At 61.8% G+C, this 16,939-nt stretch carries 16 protein-coding genes; 4 read left to right on the forward strand and 12 right to left on the reverse strand.

Translation table 11 applies throughout. From position 1 onward, the window contains the following. Positions 1–105 precede the first annotated feature (105 nt). Both ACM6I6_RS19730 and nspC read right to left on the reverse strand, forming a co-directional pair. Positions 106–1,350 carry a saccharopine dehydrogenase family protein gene (locus tag ACM6I6_RS19730; RefSeq protein WP_274078040.1) on the reverse strand — a complete coding sequence of 415 codons (1,245 nt, stop codon included), beginning with the start codon at positions 1,348–1,350 and terminating at the stop codon, positions 106–108. A gap of 27 nt (positions 1,351–1,377) precedes the next feature. After that, entirely contained in the window at positions 1,378–2,475 is a 1,098-nt protein-coding gene (gene nspC / locus ACM6I6_RS19735) for a carboxynorspermidine decarboxylase (protein ID WP_323609155.1), read from the reverse strand. A 270-nt stretch (positions 2,476–2,745) separates the two neighbouring features. Here nspC and ACM6I6_RS19740 point away from each other — a divergent pair, with 270 nt between their 5' ends. Both ACM6I6_RS19740 and ACM6I6_RS19745 read left to right on the forward strand, forming a co-directional pair. Beyond that, a complete protein-coding gene (locus ACM6I6_RS19740; RefSeq protein WP_414920580.1) occupies positions 2,746–3,492 on the forward strand; it encodes a hypothetical protein in 747 nt (248 codons plus the stop codon). 188 nt (positions 3,493–3,680) lie between these two features. Beyond that, positions 3,681–3,887, forward strand: a complete 207-nt coding sequence (locus ACM6I6_RS19745) for a hypothetical protein (RefSeq protein ID WP_274078043.1) — start codon at positions 3,681–3,683, stop codon at positions 3,885–3,887. A 129-nt stretch (positions 3,888–4,016) separates the two neighbouring features. Here ACM6I6_RS19745 and ACM6I6_RS19750 read toward each other — a convergent pair whose 3' ends face one another. The 4 genes from ACM6I6_RS19750 to ACM6I6_RS19765 form a co-directional block, all read right to left on the reverse strand. Beyond that, positions 4,017–4,571: a nucleotidyltransferase family protein gene (locus ACM6I6_RS19750; RefSeq protein WP_274078044.1), complete on the reverse strand. Its 555-nt coding sequence runs from the start codon at positions 4,569–4,571 to the stop codon at positions 4,017–4,019. A 35-nt stretch (positions 4,572–4,606) separates the two neighbouring features. Continuing rightward, a complete protein-coding gene (locus ACM6I6_RS19755; RefSeq protein WP_274078045.1) occupies positions 4,607–5,677 on the reverse strand; it encodes an NAD(P)H-dependent flavin oxidoreductase in 1,071 nt (356 codons plus the stop codon). Between the two features lie 91 nt (positions 5,678–5,768). Next, positions 5,769–7,286 carry a CoA-acylating methylmalonate-semialdehyde dehydrogenase gene (locus ACM6I6_RS19760; protein ID WP_274078046.1) on the reverse strand — a complete coding sequence of 506 codons (1,518 nt, stop codon included), beginning with the start codon at positions 7,284–7,286 and terminating at the stop codon, positions 5,769–5,771. Positions 7,287–7,416: 130 nt separating this feature from the next. Continuing rightward, a complete protein-coding gene (locus tag ACM6I6_RS19765) occupies positions 7,417–8,082 on the reverse strand; it encodes an MOSC domain-containing protein (protein WP_274078047.1) in 666 nt (221 codons plus the stop codon). 114 nt (positions 8,083–8,196) lie between these two features. Between ACM6I6_RS19765 and ACM6I6_RS19770 the strand changes: the two genes are divergently transcribed. After that, positions 8,197–9,102, forward strand: a complete 906-nt coding sequence (locus tag ACM6I6_RS19770) for a LysR family transcriptional regulator (RefSeq protein WP_323609150.1) — start codon at positions 8,197–8,199, stop codon at positions 9,100–9,102. 570 nt (positions 9,103–9,672) lie between these two features. Here ACM6I6_RS19770 and ACM6I6_RS19775 read toward each other — a convergent pair. The 4 genes from ACM6I6_RS19775 to ACM6I6_RS19790 are packed head-to-tail and all read right to left on the reverse strand — an operon-like array spanning position 9,673 to position 13,234. Then, on the reverse strand, positions 9,673–10,653 hold the full coding sequence (locus ACM6I6_RS19775; protein ID WP_274077644.1) for an NAD(P)H-dependent flavin oxidoreductase: 981 nt from the start codon (positions 10,651–10,653) through the stop codon (positions 9,673–9,675). 3 nt (positions 10,654–10,656) lie between these two features. Further along, on the reverse strand, positions 10,657–11,211 hold the full coding sequence (locus tag ACM6I6_RS19780; protein WP_274077643.1) for a cytochrome b: 555 nt from the start codon (positions 11,209–11,211) through the stop codon (positions 10,657–10,659). 44 nt (positions 11,212–11,255) lie between these two features. Beyond that, positions 11,256–12,923: a cation acetate symporter gene (locus ACM6I6_RS19785; RefSeq protein WP_274077642.1), complete on the reverse strand. Its 1,668-nt coding sequence runs from the start codon at positions 12,921–12,923 to the stop codon at positions 11,256–11,258. Then, positions 12,920–13,234 (reverse strand): DUF485 domain-containing protein, encoded by a 315-nt coding sequence (locus ACM6I6_RS19790; RefSeq protein ID WP_274077641.1) that lies wholly within the window; start codon positions 13,232–13,234, stop codon positions 12,920–12,922. Before ACM6I6_RS19790 ends, ACM6I6_RS19785 begins: the two co-directional genes overlap by 4 nt. A gap of 249 nt (positions 13,235–13,483) precedes the next feature. Between ACM6I6_RS19790 and ACM6I6_RS19795 the strand changes: the two genes are divergently transcribed. After that, positions 13,484–14,371, forward strand: a complete 888-nt coding sequence (locus ACM6I6_RS19795) for a LysR substrate-binding domain-containing protein (RefSeq protein ID WP_406591960.1) — start codon at positions 13,484–13,486, stop codon at positions 14,369–14,371. On the opposite strand, the gene ACM6I6_RS19800 is transcribed toward ACM6I6_RS19795, so the two are convergent. Both ACM6I6_RS19800 and ACM6I6_RS19805 read right to left on the reverse strand, forming a co-directional pair. Next, a complete protein-coding gene (locus ACM6I6_RS19800) occupies positions 14,355–15,590 on the reverse strand; it encodes an MFS transporter (RefSeq protein ID WP_274077639.1) in 1,236 nt (411 codons plus the stop codon). The genes ACM6I6_RS19795 and ACM6I6_RS19800 overlap by 17 nt on opposite strands. Beyond that, positions 15,587–16,804 carry a YbfB/YjiJ family MFS transporter gene (locus tag ACM6I6_RS19805; protein WP_414920581.1) on the reverse strand — a complete coding sequence of 406 codons (1,218 nt, stop codon included), beginning with the start codon at positions 16,802–16,804 and terminating at the stop codon, positions 15,587–15,589. Before ACM6I6_RS19805 ends, ACM6I6_RS19800 begins: the two co-directional genes overlap by 4 nt. Between the last annotated feature and the right edge of the window lie 135 nt (positions 16,805–16,939).

Below are 16,939 nucleotides of genomic sequence, written 5' to 3' on the forward strand. Positions count from 1 at the left end.
ATCGGCAAAATCCCTGTAGGAGCTGCCGCAGGCTGCGATCTTTTGATCTTGTCTTTGATACAAAAACGCCGCTCAATGAGCGGCGTTTTTTTCGTTTGAAATGCCTCAGGCGTTGCAGTCCCACGCACGGTCGCCGTGCTCGTCCTTGATGCGGGTCGGCAGGCCCATCACGTCCAGCGCCTTGAGGAACGCCTCGGCTGGCAGCTCCTCGACGTTGACCATGCGCTGCACGTCCCACTCGCCGCGAGCTACCAGTAGCGCTGCAGCCACCGGTGGTACGCCGGCGGTGTAGGAAATGCCCTGGCTGTCGGTTTCGGCAAAGGCTTCCTCGTGATCCGCGACGTTGTAGATGAACACTTCGCGTGGCTTGCCATCCTTGGTGCCCTTGACCAGGTCACCGATGCAGGTCTTGCCGGTGTAGCCAGGGGCCAGCGAGCTCGGATCAGGCAGTACGGCCTTGACCACTTTGAGCGGCACGACTTCCAGGCCTTCGGCGGTCTTGACCGGTTGCTCGGAGAGCAGGCCAAGATTCCTGAGCACGGTGAACACATTGATGTAGTGCTCGCCGAAGCTCATCCAGAAGCGCACGTTGGGCACGCCGAGGTTCTTCGACAGCGAGTGCACTTCGTCGTGACCGGTCAGGTACAGGTTCTGCGAACCTACTACCGGCAGGTCGTCGGTGCGCTTGACTTCGAACATGGTGTTGCTGGTCCACTGGCTGTCCTGCCAGCTCCACACCTGCCCGGTGAACTCGCGGAAATTGATTTCCGGGTCGAAGTTGGTGGCAAAGTACTTGCCATGGGATCCAGCATTGACGTCGAGGATGTCGATCGAATCAATGCTGTCGAAATACTGTTGCTTGGCCAGGGCCGCATAGGCGTTGACCACGCCCGGATCGAAGCCCACGCCAAGAATGGCGGTAACGTTCTTTTGTTGGCATTCCTCGAGGTGTTTCCACTCGTAGTTGCCATACCAGGGCGGCGTTTCGCAAATCTTGCCCGGTTCTTCGTGAATGGCGGTGTCCAGGTAGGCCACGCCGGTATCGATGCAGGCGCGCAGCACCGACATGTTGAGGAAAGCGGAACCGACGTTGATGACGATCTGCGATTCGGTTTCGCGAATCAGCTTCTTGGTCGCCTCGACGTCCAGGGCATTGAGGGTGAATGCCTTGATTTCAGCGGGCTGTTTGAGGCTGCCCTTGGCCTTGACGCTGTCGATGATGGCCTGGCATTTGGAGATGTTGCGCGACGCGATAGCAATACGACCGAGTTCGTCGTTGTGCTGCGCGCACTTGTGGGCCACCACCTTGGCGACACCTCCTGCACCAATGATAAGTACGTTCTTCTTCAATTTTTCTCTCTCTCCTTCTCAGCCAGCTTACGAGAGGCTGGACATATAGTCGTTGTAACCGAACTCACGAACCACTTCGACAGTACCGTCGAGTTGTTTCACTACGATGGACGGCATTTTCAGGCCGTTGAACCAGTTCTTCTTGACCATGGTGTAGCCCGCGGCGTCAACGAACGACAGGCGGTCGCCAATGGCCAGCGGACGATCGAACTGGTACTCACCGAAAATGTCCCCGGCCAGGCAGGATTTGCCGCACACCATGTAGGTGTGCTCACCCGCGCTCGGGGCCAGCTTGGCGTTCAGGCGGTAGATCAGCAGGTCGAGCATGTGCGCTTCGATGGAGCTGTCCACGACCGCCAGGTGCTTGCCGTTGTAGAGGGTGTCGAGCACGGTGACTTCCAGCGACGCACTCTGGGTAATGGCCGCTTCGCCCGGCTCCAGGTACACCTGCACGCCGTACTTCTGCGAGAACGCCTTCAGGCGCGCGCAGAACTCATCCAGTGCATAGCCTTCACCGGTGAAGTGAATGCCGCCACCGAGGCTGACCCATTCGACCTTGTGCAGCAGATGGCCGAAACGCTCTTCGATGGTGCACAGCATCTGGTCGAACAGGCCGAAGTCGCCGTTCTCGCAGTTGTTGTGGAACATGAAGCCGGAGATCTGCTCGATGACCTGCTCGATCTTCACCGGGTCCCACTCGCCCAGGCGGCTGAACGGGCGTGCCGGGTCGGCCAGCAGGTAATCGGAGCTGCTCACCTGGGGGTTGACCCGCAGACCACGGACCTTGCCTGCAGAGCTTTCAGTGTAGCGCTGCAATTGGCCGATGGAGTTGAAGATGATCTTGTCGCAGTTGTCGAGCATCTCCTCGATTTCGTCATCGGCCCAGGCGACGCTGTAGGCGTGGGTCTCGCCGGCGAATTTCTGGCGGCCGAGCTTGAGCTCGTAGAGCGACGACGAGGTGGTGCCATCCATGTACTGCTGCATCAGGTCGAACACCGACCAGGTGGCAAAGCACTTGAGCGCCAGCAGGGCCTTGGCCCCGGACTGTTCACGCACGTAGGCAATCTTTTCCATGTTGCCCAGCAGCTTTTGCTTGTCGATGAGGTAGTACGGCGTTTTGATCATTTCGAGGCCTCCGGCAAGGCCAGCCAAAAAAAGGATGCGCATTGTGCCCGCACTGGGCACAGATCGAAAGAGCAGAAGCGCAGTTCGTCGGACAGGATTCCTCTGACGACCCCGCAACATCGCACCTGCACGCGACAAAAAGATGACGTCAAGGCGAAATGCCATCTTTTTTTCGTTCGCTCCGACGACCGGTCTAACGTCGCACCAAAACCGACTATTGTTGTTAGTGACAGGTCCACCACGGACCGGTACTGCGCTGATGGAGTTCTCATGAATAGAACCAGTCTTGCTGCTGTTGTCACTTCCCTGCTTGCGGGTCTCGCCCCGCCAATCACTTGCGCAACACCTTCCCAAGCGCCTGTTTTTGCCGTCGGGCTGCTGGGAAGCTATAGCGAACTGGAGTTCTCCGGCCGTGGAACCACCAGTACAGAGCATATCCCCGAGGCGGGCCTGTTCCTCAACTTCGGCAACAAGATGACCGGCGGGCCCGGCCTTGTGTATCAGGCGGACATCACCGGTCAGTACTCTGAAGAAAAGCATCAGCGCGTCAGCGATGGCCAGGCCGACCTGGACCTTGGCTGGAGGCTGGCTTTGGATACCGAGAATTTTTTAGACGTTTTGATCGGAGCGGGCTATAAGTGGAACCGTTATGACCCGGACTTCAACAGGTACGACATCAATCTCACCAATCGCACCCCCTTCGCTAAATTGGCGCTGGGCTACAACCACGCCTTCAGCAATTCGACTTTGCGCCTGGAAGCAGGGGTTCGGCAGGTTATTGACGGCGACTCGCGGTTGGAAATCAATGATGTGGGCAACCAGGAACTGGACCTTGAAGACACCACCAATCCTTTTGTAGAGCTGAGTTGGCTGTTCAACCAGCAAGGATCGGTTCCCGTGATTGCAAGCCTTTACTTCAACCGGTACGAATATGAAACGGACGGTCAGTTTCAGTTCACAGACTTCGACAAACAGACCCGAGACGAGTATGGCGCGAAGATAGGCATCGTGTTTTGACCCGATACCAAACCGTGTAACCTTTCGTCGCAAATGAAATCGCACAGGGTGAAACCCGGCCTTCTCTGGCGTGGGGATTGCACCGGCCCGCGTTAGCCGTCGCGAACGACATAAAACTGACGCGACGGCCATCCAATCAACGCTAAAGGACTCCAGCAATACGCTTGGTCAGTCACCGGAGATGTAACGTGTCAACTCTCAACGAAATCGCAGCGAACCACGCGAGAATGGCTAAGGCAAAGGAACAAGAGTCGACCGGACTGAGCGAGCGACAGCTGCATATTGTAGGAAGCTTTGAAATTGTCACCCCCGTCGAGCAACCGCATGTGCCCCTGCACCTCGTCGCGGCGGCCCAGGACAACAGCCTCGCACAGGTAACGGCCTTCGTAGCCTGAGGCCCAATCGCTTACGGATGTACCGAATCTACTGTAGGAGCTGGCTTGCCAGCGAAGAGGCCCGAAAGGTCAATGCACCCTTCGAGGCCGCCTTCGCTGGCAAGCCAGCTCCTGCAGGGGCGCGTTGTCTTACACAATCTTCAACCACGGCCAGCGAGCCTGATAACTTTTCGCCTTCTGTTCAAACAGCTCAGGCCTGGGGTTTGCCGGGTTGATGCGCAGCACGCCCTGGTCGACATCCGCCAGGCCATAGGGGGCATAGACCTCGCCGGTGGCGACATCCAGGCCGATACAGGTGCCCGCCACCAGGTAGCGATCAACCCCGTCCCTGGCCGAATCAAGCCTCGGATAATTCCCACCAAAGCGCTGCTCGTACCAAAGGTGCACGCGCGCCTGATTCTTGAATTCAACATTGACCCCCAGGTCCTCGAACAGCGGTCGAGCCCGGTGTATCACCTCGTTCTCGGCCTCCCAGGACAGGTCCGTGTCAAAGTAAAAAACGTCGTAATCCTTCACGCCCCAGCCAGGATCCCGTTGCGCCTTTGCATTCCATACCGCCTGGAACAGGCAGCCTGCCGTGAGCAGGCATTGATCCAGGCCAAGCCCAGGCAAGCGTGAAATCAATTGCGCGTTGATCGGGTTGGTCATTGCGATGCCGACCAACCTTTCGGCCGTCAATGTCATGGTTCATCCCTTGGAAACCGATTCAGTCCTGTCGCCTAAGTTACAACAAAACCATGACCGGATTGCATCTCGGCCACCAGCAACTCCACCAACGCCACAGCCGGTAGTTCCCGCGCCAGCGGTGCGCCCTGCCCGGCCCATTGCACGGCAAAATCGCTATTGCCCCGGGTCGCTGCTGCGACATTGAGCGCCTTGTTGGCGTCATAGGTGAGCGGGTAGTCCGGCAAGACGATGCCTGGCACCTCGAGGCTGGTGAAGTTTCTATTGACCATGCCCCGGGCCGGGCGGCCGGAGATGACGCTGGTGACGCGCGTCTGCTGCGCCCGCGGCCCTTTGAGCGCTTCACGGTAGGCGCCGTTCGCGGACGACTCCGGGCAGAGAATGAACGCCGTGCCCAGTTGCGCGGCACTGGCACCCAACTGCATGACGGCGTTGATGCCGGCACCGTCCATGATGCCGCCCGCTGCGATCACTGGCAGCCGGCAGGCATCGACCAGGACCCGTACCAGGGCCAGGATGCCCATCTGCACATCCTGCTGCGGATCGAACACCCCACGATGCCCGCCGGCCTCGTACCCCTGAGCCACCAGTGCATGCACACCCGCGTCCTGCGCCGCCTGCGCTTCGGCCAGGCTGGTCACGGAGCACAGCAGCAGGATGCCAGCCGCCTTGAGTGCATCGATGGCCGCTTGTCCGGGCAGGCCAAAATGGAAGCTGACCACCGCCGGCTTTTCCTCCAGCAGCATCTGCAGCATCCCGGCATCTTCGACGAACGAGGTGTAGATTTCCCGCAGCGCCCCGGGTGCCGTGGCGCCAAACTCGGCGAAAAAACCTGCCAGAAACTGCAGCCACTGCGCTTCCCGCACGGCGTCCCGGACTGCGGGCTGGTGGCAGAAAACATTCACGTTGAAGGGCTTGCCGGTCTGTGCCGCCGTCTCGCGCAGCATGACCCGCGCCTGCTCGACAGTGCTCGCGCCAATGCCGATGGAACCCAACCCGCCCGCATTGGACACCGCCGCCGCGAGCCCGGGGGTGGAGACGCCCACCATCGGCGCTTGAATGATCGGCAGTTCGATCTGCAAAAGGGACAACAGAGGATTGGACATGGCAGCACCTGAACCTGATAAATGAAAGTGGACGCTGGAGCCAGGGGCAGCGTGCAAGCCTCGCCTGCACGCCCTCCAACTCGAAAAATGCCTACTTTGAAGTCGGCATGGCAAACTCGGCGCCCTTGGCAATGCTGTTCGGCCAGCGCTGCATGACCGACTTTTGCTTGGTGTAGAACCGCACACCCTCTTCGCCATAGGCGTGCACATCACCGAACAGCGAGCGCTTCCAGCCACCGAATCCGTGCCACGCCATCGGCACCGGAATCGGCACGTTGATGCCAACCATGCCCACCTGGATGCGGGTCGCGAATTCACGGGCGATGTGACCGTCGCGGGTGTAGCACGCGGTGCCGTTGCCGAACTCATGGGCATTGACCAGATCGACCGCCTCGGCAAAATCCTTGACCCGCATGCAGGCCAGCACCGGACCGAAGATTTCCTCCTTGTAGATCTTCATCTCGGGGGTGACATGGTCGAACACCGTGCCACCCAGCCAGAAGCCCCCGGCGCAATCGGCACCGGCCTGCGAGCCGTCAAAGCCGCGGCCGTCGACCAGCAGCTCGGCGCCTTCAGCGATGCCTTGCTCGATGTAGCCGGTGATGCGCTGAAGCGCCGCTTGCGAGACGATCGGGCCCATTTCGGCGGCCAGGTTCATGCCCTCGAGGATCTTCAGGGTGCGGGTGCGCTCCAGCAGTTTCGGCATGACCTTGTCGGCCACGTCGCCAACAAACACCGCCACCGAGATCGCCATGCAGCGCTCGCCGGCAGAACCGAAGGCGGCACCGATCAGCGCGTCGACCACCTGGTCGACGTCGGCATCGGGCATCACCACCATGTGGTTCTTCGCCCCGCCCAACGCCTGGACGCGCTTGCCGTGGCGAGCCCCGGTCTCGTAGATGTAGTTGGCGATCGGCGTCGAGCCGACGAAGCTCACGGCCTTGACTTCAGGGTGGTCGAGCAGCGCATCCACGGCTTCCTTGTCGCCCTGCACCACATTGAACACGCCGTCCGGCAGCCCGGCTTCCTTGAACAGCTCGGCGATCAGCAACGCCGGTGATGGATCGATCGGGCTCGGCTTGAGCACGAAGGTGTTCCCGCAGGCGATGGCCACCGGGAACATCCACATCGGCACCATCACCGGGAAGTTGAACGGCGTGATGCCGGCCACCACGCCCAGGGACTGGCGCAGGGTCCAGTTGTCGATGTTGGTCGAGACCTGCTCGGTGTAGTCGCCCTTGAGCAGTTGCGGGATGCCGCAGGCAAACTCGACGACCTCGATGCCGCGCGTCACTTCGCCCTGGGCATCGGTGAAGACCTTGCCATGTTCGGTGGTGATCATCCGCGCCAGGGTGTCGCGGTGCTCGTTCAGCAGCGCGAGGAACTTGAACAGGATACGCGCGCGGCGCAGCGGCGGCGTCGCCGACCAGGCCGGGAAGGCGCGGGCGGCGGACTGCACCGCGGCGTCGACGTCAGCAGCGCTGGCAAGGGCCACCTTGCCGATCACCGAACCGGTGGCAGGGTTGGTGACGGACTGCGAGCGACTGGAAGTGCCGGGCGTCAGGCGACCGTGAATGTAGTGTGCGATGTCTGCAGGCTGGGTGCTCATGGCGGGTGTCCCCTGGTGGTGGATAAGAGCCATCTCTTGTTGTTGTCAGGCCGGGGCCGTAGCGCTCCCGACATGGCCAAGGTAGGCCCGCCGATAAATCATGTAAAATGATGATTAATGATCTTATGGATCATATTTTATGAAGCAGCCACTTCGCCCTTTCACCCAGGCGGCGCTTCCAGTCCGCGGCGAGGCCGTGGCTCGCCGCCAGCGCCAGCAGATCGTCGATCACCGGCCGGTGCGACAGTTGCACCTGCCAGAACTGGTCGATGGAAAAGCGTTCGTCATGCCGTTCCAGCAGTTCGATACGGTCCCCCGCTTCCAGGAATCCCGGCTCAAGCACCCGGTAATACCACCCCGTGATCCGCTCCCGGGCGACGAACATGGACATGTGTTCGGCGGCAAAGCGATGGTTGATTTTCCAGCACGGGCTGCGTGGCTGGGACACCTGCAACACGCTGCTGCCGACGCGAAACACGTCGCCGATGTGCACGTTGAGTTCAGAGAGCCCGAACGCGGAAATGTTCTCCCCCAGGCTCCCCGCGACCAATTGCCCGGCACTGGGCACAAACGCCTGCGCCAGACGCGGGTAGTTTTGCGCCGCATACTGATGCACCGCCTTCTCCGGGCCACCGTGCACCCGGGTGTCGCCGTGCTGGTCGCCGACGATCCCGTGCAACTCCACGCGTACGGAGCCAGCGCGGCGTTGCTTGAAGATGCCGGTACGCTGCCCTTCGGGTTCCAACACCCCCAGGCCGCCGGCGAAGACATGGTCAATTTTCGAAGTCAGTGTCATGGGTCGACCTTCAATAAATACCGGGTTTGGGCCACTTTACTAATCAGCGGAAAAGCCCGTAAAGTGATCAATAAGTATGTCAACAATCACTTTTAAAGATGGGTGGTGACAATCATGGAAATGCGCCAACTGAAGATATTCTGCGCCGTGGCCGAGCTGGGCAGCTTCACCGCCGCCGCGTTGCAGGTGAACACGGTGCAGTCCAACGTCACCATGCGCGTCAAGGAACTGGAAGCCGAACTCAATCGCGAGCTGTTCATCCGCAAGAAGTCCGGGGTGGTGCTCACGTCGGCGGGCGAGACGTTCCTCGGCTACGCGCGGCGCATCCTGCAACTGACCGACGAGAGCCGCAGCGCCCTGATGGACACCGGCAGCCCGACCGGCCTGCTGAGGCTGGGCTCGATGGAAACCACTGCGGCCATTCGCTTGCCGCAAGTGCTGACCAAATACCGCGAGCAGTTTCCCCAAGTGCAGTTGTCGTTGCTGACCGGCACCACGGTCGAGCTGATCAAGGCGATCGAAGCCCATCGCCTCGACGGTGCCTTTGTCGGTGGCTTCCACCAGAACTCGGCGCTGGCCCAGGAAGAAGTGTTTTGCGAAGAGTTGGTGCTGGTCAGCAGCAACCAGTTCGAAACGCTGCCGGCGCTGATCGAGAAAATGCCCCAGCAGACCGTGCTGGTGTTCCGCACCGGCTGCTTCTATCGCTCGACCCTGGAAAACTGGTTCTACCAGGTGGGCCTGGTGCCGAACCAGATCATGGAACTGGGCACCCTCGATGGCATCCTCTCGTGCGTGGCCGCGGGCATGGGTGTGACCCTGCTGCCCAAGGCCATCGCGGAAAATTGCAGCGTGCGCCATGCCATCCGCTGCCACACCCTGCCGCCGGAGTTCGCCAATGTCTCCACGGTGTTCATCCGCCGCAACGACACGATGATCACCTCGGCCATGAGCGCCTTCATCGGCCTGGCGCAACAGCAGATCGCGCGACCACAAAGCAATGCCTTGCGCAAACCCCTGTAGGAGCTGACTTGCCAGCGAAGAGGCCCGCAAACTCGATGCAATATTCAAGGACGCCTTCGCCGGCAAGCCGGCTCCTACACACCCGCGTCGACCACAAAGCAACGCCTTGCGCAAACCCATGTAGGAGCTGGCTTGCCAGCGAAGAGGCCCGAAAGCTCGATGCAATATTCAAGGACGCCTTCGCCGGCAAGCCGGCTCCTACAGGTCCGTGTCGACCACAAAGCAACGCCTTGCGCAAAACCCTGTAGGAGCTGGCTTGCCAGCGAAGAGGCCCGCAAACTCGACGCAATATTCAAGGACGCCTTCGCCGGCAAGCCGGCTCCTACAGGTCCGTGTCGACCACAAAACAACGCCTTGGGCAAACCCGTGTAGGAGCTGGCTTGCCAGCGAAGAGGCCCGCAAGCTCGACGCAATATTCGAAGACGCCTTCGCCGGCAAGCCGGCTCCTACAGGTCCGCGTAGACTACAAAGCAACGCCTTGCGCAAACCCGTGTAGGAGCTGGCTTGCCAGCGAAGAGGCCCGCAAGCCCGATGCAATATTCGAAGGCGCCTTCGCCGGCAAGCCGGCTCCTACACGCCTAGCGCCCTTCTCTGCTTAGTCGGCAGCTGATCCGGCGCAGTCATCAGGCCGAGGGCAAGCTCCGCCACCCGCTCGGCCGCCGGTACGACACTGTGAATCTTGCCCACCCCCTGCCCCGCATACAGCGACAGTTTCTGCGCCATTCGCGGCTTGTCGATCGCCCGGGCGCCGCCACCGATCAGGCGCAGCAGGTTCCATTTGTCCCGATTGGGAATCACCCGGTGCGGCGTGCCGTAGGTCCAGCCGAACGAATAACCGGTGCGGTACTCGGTGTCATCGGTGGTTGCCTCGACAATCTTCTGTTTGTAGAGCGGATGGGCGTTCGACTCATCGGTGGCAATGAACGCCGTACCCACTACCACCCCCGATGCACCGAGCGACATCAGTGCGCGCACATCGTCGCCCTGGGCGATACCGCCTGCCGCCAATACCGGCCGCCCCTCGGCGACCGCCAGGATCGAGGTCAACAACGGCATGATGCCGATCGTGCCGCGATTGAGGTGCCCGCCACTTTCACTGCCCTGGGCAATGATGATGTCCGCCCCCTGGGCGATGGCGTTGCGAGCCAGCTCCACCGAGCCCGCCTGCACCATGACCAGCAGCCCGGCATCTTTCGCCCGGGCAATCATGTCGGCGGCGTACTTCTCGGCATAAAACAGCGACAGCAGTTTGGGCTTTTCCTTGAGGATCACCTGGAATTGCGCTTCAAAGACCTCGGGGCCGCCAAACTGCGGCACCAGGTTCACGCCGAAGGGCCGGTCGGTCAGCGCCCGTGTTTCCTCGATCCAGCGGCGCAAGGCCAGGGGCGGCAGGCGCAAGCCGCCGATGACGCCCATGCCCCCGGCATTGGCCACTGCCGCGACCAGTTGCGGGCCGGAAATGGCGGCCATGCCGCCGAGGAAAATCGGGTATTTCACTCCGCAGAGCCGGGTGATGAGGTTACCCGCGAAATCGATTCTGTCCTGGTTCATGGCTCACAGCTCCACATGTTTTCCAAGCATCCGCTTGAGCGTGTTGTTCTTCAGGAGAAAGTGATTCTTCAGCGCGCCGAAGACATGCAGCGCGAGACCGGCGAGGAACGCCGAGGCGCCGATGTCGAACAGCACATCGACGACATGCTTCAAGGTCGGGTTGGCCGGCAGCAGCGCCGGAATCCACATTCCGCCGGGCAGTTGCAGCACCTCGCCGGCGGCGGCGCGGGAAGCCCAGACCGCAATCGGCAGCAGCACCATCGCCAGGGCCAGCGCGACCGCCACCGAGCGGCTGACGATCACTTCGATGGGGTTCGGCGTGCCCACCGGCAGCGGATGGTAGGACGTGATCCGTGCCCAGAATCGATAGATCGAGACGAGGAACAGGATCAGGCCCAGCAGGTTTTGCACCCGGCCGAGTGGCTGTTGCAGTGCCGCGCTGGAGACCTGGTCGATCAGCAGTTGCAGCGCGAAAATCGCCAGCAGTGAACACGCCACGATCCAGTGCGTTACGACGGTGACAGGTGAAAATCTCAGGCCATTGTCTTTGAGTTGCATGACAGGCTCCTCTTGCAAAAGACGCACATCAAAAAGGTGGAGGATCAGTGACTGACCGCCTGTGCGGCCCCGAGCCCGGTCTGGGCGCGGATCAATTGATCGTCGAAACGCTCGCGCTCGAGCACCGCGCCCTGGCTGCGATCCGTCACCGAGCCCAGCCAGGTAAAGAGGAACGCCACGTTCATCGAGATGATCGCCGGGTAGTCATAGGGGAAGATCGCCTCGGCATTGCCCAGCACCTTGACCCACACCGCCGGCGAGAGCACCACCAGGCCGACGGCACTCACCAGCCCGGCAATGCCGCCGATCAATGCGCCCCGGGTAGTCAGCCCTTTCCAGTACATCGAAAGCACCAGGATCGGAAAGTTGACCGAAGCCGCCACGCCGAAGGTCAGCGCCACCAGGAAGGCGATGTTCTGGTCCTTGAACAGGATGCCCAGCACCACCGCGACGATGCCGATGCCGACCGAGGCGATCCGCGATACGCGGCGCTCGTCCCGGGCCTCGGCTTTGCCCTTCTTGACGACCATCACATAGAGGTCATGGGAGATCGCCGAGGTGCCGGCCATGGTCAGGCCGGACACCACCGCCAGGATCGTCGCAAACGCCACCGCCGAGATGAAGCCGAGCAGCAGGTCGCCACCCACGGCCTTGGCCAGGTGCATCACCGGCATGTTGCCGCCACCGATGAGCTTGCCGCCGACGATGCCGGACTCGTAGAAGGCCGGGTCCTGGCCGACGATCACGATGGCGGCCAGGCCCAGCACCGCCACGATCAGGTAGAAAAAACCGATGAAGCCCGTGGCGACGAACACCGATTTACGCGCTTGCCTGGCGTCCGGCACGGTAAAGAAGCGCATGAGGATGTGTGGCAATCCCGCCGTGCCAAACACCAGTCCCAGTGACAGCGAGATCAGCGACAGCGGGTCGGCCACCAGTTTGCTCGGCAGCAGGATCCGCTCGCCATCGTGGTGCGCGGCCACGGCTTGCTCGAACAACAGGTCGAAGGAAAAACCGAACTTGCTCAGCGCCAGGATCGCGAGCAAGGTGCCGCCCACCAGTAGCAACCCGGCCTTGATGATCTGCACCCAAGTGGTGGCGACCATGCCGCCGAAGGTGACGTAGACCGCCATCAACAGGCCCACGGCAATCACCGCGTAATTGTAGGGCAAGCCGAACAACAGCTGGATCAACTGCCCCGCCCCCACCATCTGCACCACCAGGTAAAAGCACACCACCGTCAGCGAACCGAAGGCCGTCAGGGTGCGGATGCGATTCTGATCGAGGCGGTAGGAAGCGATGTCGGAGATGGTGATGCGCCCCAGGTTGCGGATGCGCTCGGCAAACAGGAACAGCAACAGCGGCCAGGCGACAAAGAAGCTGATCGAGTACAGCACACCATCGAAGCCGTTGAAGAAGATCATGCTGGTGACCCCCAGCAACGCCGCCGCCGACATGTAGTCCCCGGCCAGTGCCAGGCCGTTCTGGAAACCGCTGATGCCGCCACCGGCCGTGTAGAAATCATCCATCGACCGGGTCTTGTTGGCGGCCCAGTACGTGATGCCCAGGGTCGTGACGACGAAGACCAGGAACATGCCGATCGCGGTGATGTTGATCGGTTGTTTCTCGACGTTCTGCAAAACATCCCCGGCCAAAACGCTGGTGGCGACTGCACCGAGCAGCGTGCCGAGGATCAAGTGGATGCGTTTCATACGATGCCCCCCGCGCGAATCTGCGCGGTCAGTTCATCGAACTCACCGTTGGCACGCAGGATGTAGAGACCGGTGAACAGCCAGGCGCCGAGGATGAACACCACACCCAATGGCCAACCGATATTGATGATGCTGGTCGCCGACAGCTTCGTTGCCAGCAGCTGGGGCGCGAAGGCGGCGACGAGGATGAACGTGAAATACGGGACAAGGGTTGCAGCGGTAAGACTCGCGACGAACGTGCGCTGGCGCGAGACCAGATCCTTGTACCGGGGATGGTTGCGGATCCTGGCTGATTCGGTTGCATGGTTCACGTTGACTCCGTGTAGCAGTGGTAGCGTTATTGTTGTTCCACAGCCTCAGATTCAGACTCGATCCGCCACTGGCTGCGGTATCTGTGCCCGTTCAACCTATGCCCGGTACAGGATCATGTAAAATGATCATTAATGATCCAGTTGATCGTTTTTGGTGAATCAACTTCCCGTGGATTTCCGCTTGCGTGTTAATCTCTAATGAGCCTTGAATTGCGCATTGGTTATTGTTTTTTCAGATAGGTGAGTTCGATGGATGTCACGGATCTCAAGGTAGTGGCCGCGGTAGCCCGCCACGGCAGCATGAACAAGGCCGCCAGCGAACTGAACACCGTGCAGTCGAACGTGTCGGCGCGGATTCGCTCGCTGGAGGACGAGCTCGGCGTGGCCCTGTTCCAGCGCAGCGCCAAGGGTGTACAGGTGACGCCCGCGGGACGGCGCATCCTGCCCTTTGCCGACCGCCTGGCGAAATTGCTCCTCGATGCCTCCAGAGCCGCCCGCGATGACGGCCAGCCCAGGGGCGAGCTCGAGATCGGCACGCTGGAGACCACCCTCGCCCTGCGCCTGCCACATCTGATCGCCCGGTTCGCCAGGGATTACCCCGAGGTTCGCCCGGTGGTGCGCACCGGCACCACCTGCAGCCTGATCCAGGACGTCGTCGACTGTAAGCTGGAGGGCGCGTTCGTGGTCGGGCCGGTCAATCACCCGCAGCTGCACAGCGAAGTGGTCTTTCGCGAAGAACTGGTGCTGGTCACCTCACCGGCCCTGCACCGCCTGGCGGATGTCGCCGCGGCCTTGAATCTCAAGACCGTAGTTTTCCGTCTTGGCTGCTCCTATCGCCAACGCCTGGACACACTGCTGACCAGCCTTGGCGCCCCCACCCCCGAGCCGCTGGAGTTCGGTTCAATCGAAGCGATCATTGCCTGCGTGTCGGCCGGGGTCGGGGTCACGCTGTTGCCCAGGGGCGTTGTTGCCAACGCGGCGCGCGAGGGCTTGGTGGCCGTGCACGAACTGTCCCCGCAGCTGGCTGAAGTGGAAACGGTGTTCGTGCGGCGCCTCGACGGCTATTTCTCCAGTGCGCTTTCCACCTTTCTGCACCGCGTGCGTGAGGATGGCGTACCCGCTACCTTTGCGTTGTAGCGCTTTGCAGCGTACCCACCCGTGACCTGATCCAACCGTTGACCCCGGCACACGACACCAGCAGCGCGCCCGTGACGAGGAAAACCTGGTGCAGGCCGAAATGCGCACCGATCTGGCCACCGATCAAGGGCCCGATCACCTGCCCGGAAAACTGCGCCGATTGCAGGTAGCCGAGGATTTTTCCGCTGTTATGCTCCGCCACCGACTGCCGGATCAGCTTGGCGATCGCCGGCAGCAGCCCGGCCAGGGTCATGCCCATCAGGCCGCGCAACACTGCCAGCTGCCACCACTGCGTGACGAATGCCTGGGGCACCATGACGATGCCGGTCAGCACCAGGCAACCGATGATCACCTTCCAGCTGCCGACCCGATCGGCCAACGCCCCCAGCCGGGCGGCGGTGAGAATGCTGCCCAGCGCCGAACAGGCCATCACAATCCCGGCAATCCGCGCCTGATCATCAAGCGCCACGCCCAGGTCACCGATGTAGACGGTGATGATCGGCTCGATCGACATGTTGGCGAGCAAAACCATCATCGCCGTCATCAACAACGCGGCGATGATTGGCCAGCGCGCACTGTCAGCCTCGTGCCTGGATGTAGTGACCCGCCGTGCCCCGTCCAACTGCCGGCTGAAATCCTCGCGAACCAGCACCAGAGTGGCGATCGCGGCCACTGCGATCATGGCGCCACCGACGAAAAAAGTACCGCGGATGCCGACCCACTGCGGCAGGAAACCACCCACCAGCGGCCCGATCAAGTTGCCGGACAACGCCCCCGTCGACAGCACGCCCAGTGCCCACCCGGCCTTTTCCCGTGGCACCTGGGATCCGATCATCACAATCGACGCCGAGGCATAACCACCGATGAGCCCGGCGACCAGGCGCAGCACCACAAGATCAGTCACATCCCGCGCCAGCCCGATCAGCGACATCACCACCGCCATGCCGATGGCCGCGCGCACCAGCATCGGCTTGCGCCCATAACGATCGGCCAGCCGCCCCCACAGCGGCGCGGTAATCGCCGTACCAAAAAACGTCGCACCGAAGGCCACGGCGGACCACTGCACCACATCGGCCTGGGCTGTTACACCAAGCTGTTGCACATAGAGCGGCAGGAACGGCAACAGCATGCTCAGGCTCACCAGGGTGGTGAACGAACCGAACACACAGACAGCCAGGTTGCGCCGCCAATAGGCCAGATTGCGCTCGGCGTAATTCATGGGGCCACCGAGGTACGCGAGCTTCGCAGCGCCGCCAGCAGGTCAATCACAAAGGCCAACAACATGGCCGCCGTGCCGATCAGGAACAGCAGGCTGTAGTTGCCGCCGCTGTAGGAAAACAGGAACGACAGCCCATAAGCGGCGACCGCCTGGAACAGGGCGAAACCCACCGTGGCGGTCTGCCAGGCCGCACTTTGCCGGGCCGGATGGCGGACAAGAATTTCCTGGACCCGTCCCAACACCAGCGGCACGGTCCCGGTGACAAAGGCGCCGACCGTCACGCTGGACACCATCAGCCAGAGGCTGCCCGGTGCGAAGGCCGGTACCGCGACGGCGATGGCCTCGATGATGAACGACACCCTCAACGCGCGAGCGAAGCCGACCCGGTCCGCCAGCCCCCCTGCCAGCAGCGGGCCGACCGTGGCGCCAATGCCAAACAACACCCAGTACTGCGCGCCCGTCTGCAGGCCCTGGCCCAGGCCCCGGGCGACGAAATCCACCAGGAAAATCATGTGCGGCACCCACCCGGCGGCGTTCAGCGCGTACTCCACATACAGCGCCTTGAGGGTGCCGTTGGGCGCCGGGCGATGGTGCTGGACTGTACCGGCCACCGGCGCGTTTTCCGTCGGCCAGCCGCGCCAGGCAATGGCGGTGAGCAACAGCGCGATCACGCCCAGGCCCAGCCAGGTTTGCCCAAGGCCATGTTGCAGCAGCAGCGGCACCAAGGTGCCGGACGCCGCGATCCCGACGCCCACGCCCATGAAGATCACCCCGCCCGCCAGGCCCCGGCGCGAGGGCGGCACGTGCGCCAGCACAGTCGGCGCGGCGAGTACCATCAACGCCCCGCCAGCGACACCGGAGAGCAATCGCCAGGCGAAGAACCAGGCAAAGGACAGGGGCCAGGCGCAGGCAAAAAAGGCGATGCTGGCCAGCAGCATCATGGCCCTGAGGGTCGATCGGGTTGAAGTTCTGGCCGCCAGTGTGCGGCCGAAAATCGCCCCGGCCAGATACCCCGCCAGGTTTGCCGCACCGAGATAGGCCGCCCTGGAGGCATCAAACCAATGGGCGCCGACCAGCGCTGGCAACAGCGGCGTATAAGCGAATCGCGCCAGGCCAATCCCGACCAGGCTCGCCGAAAAACCGGCAAGAGTGCCGCGCCATGGACTGGCGGGATGTGGCGCACTGTCGGCTGTCGCGGGTTTTACATTGTTCATCGCCTGCCCTTCCCTTCTTCAGTTGGGCAGACCTTATCTCGCGCGATGATATCTCAATAAACGAATAATAAAGATCACGGTTATCTGTATCAGAGATATCACCGTTCATTACACGGTGTATCAACTGTAATTCCT

The sequence above is a fragment of the Pseudomonas sp. IT-P218 genome, from assembly GCF_949767605.1.
GTDB lineage: Bacteria > Pseudomonadota > Gammaproteobacteria > Pseudomonadales > Pseudomonadaceae > Aquipseudomonas > Aquipseudomonas putida_AE.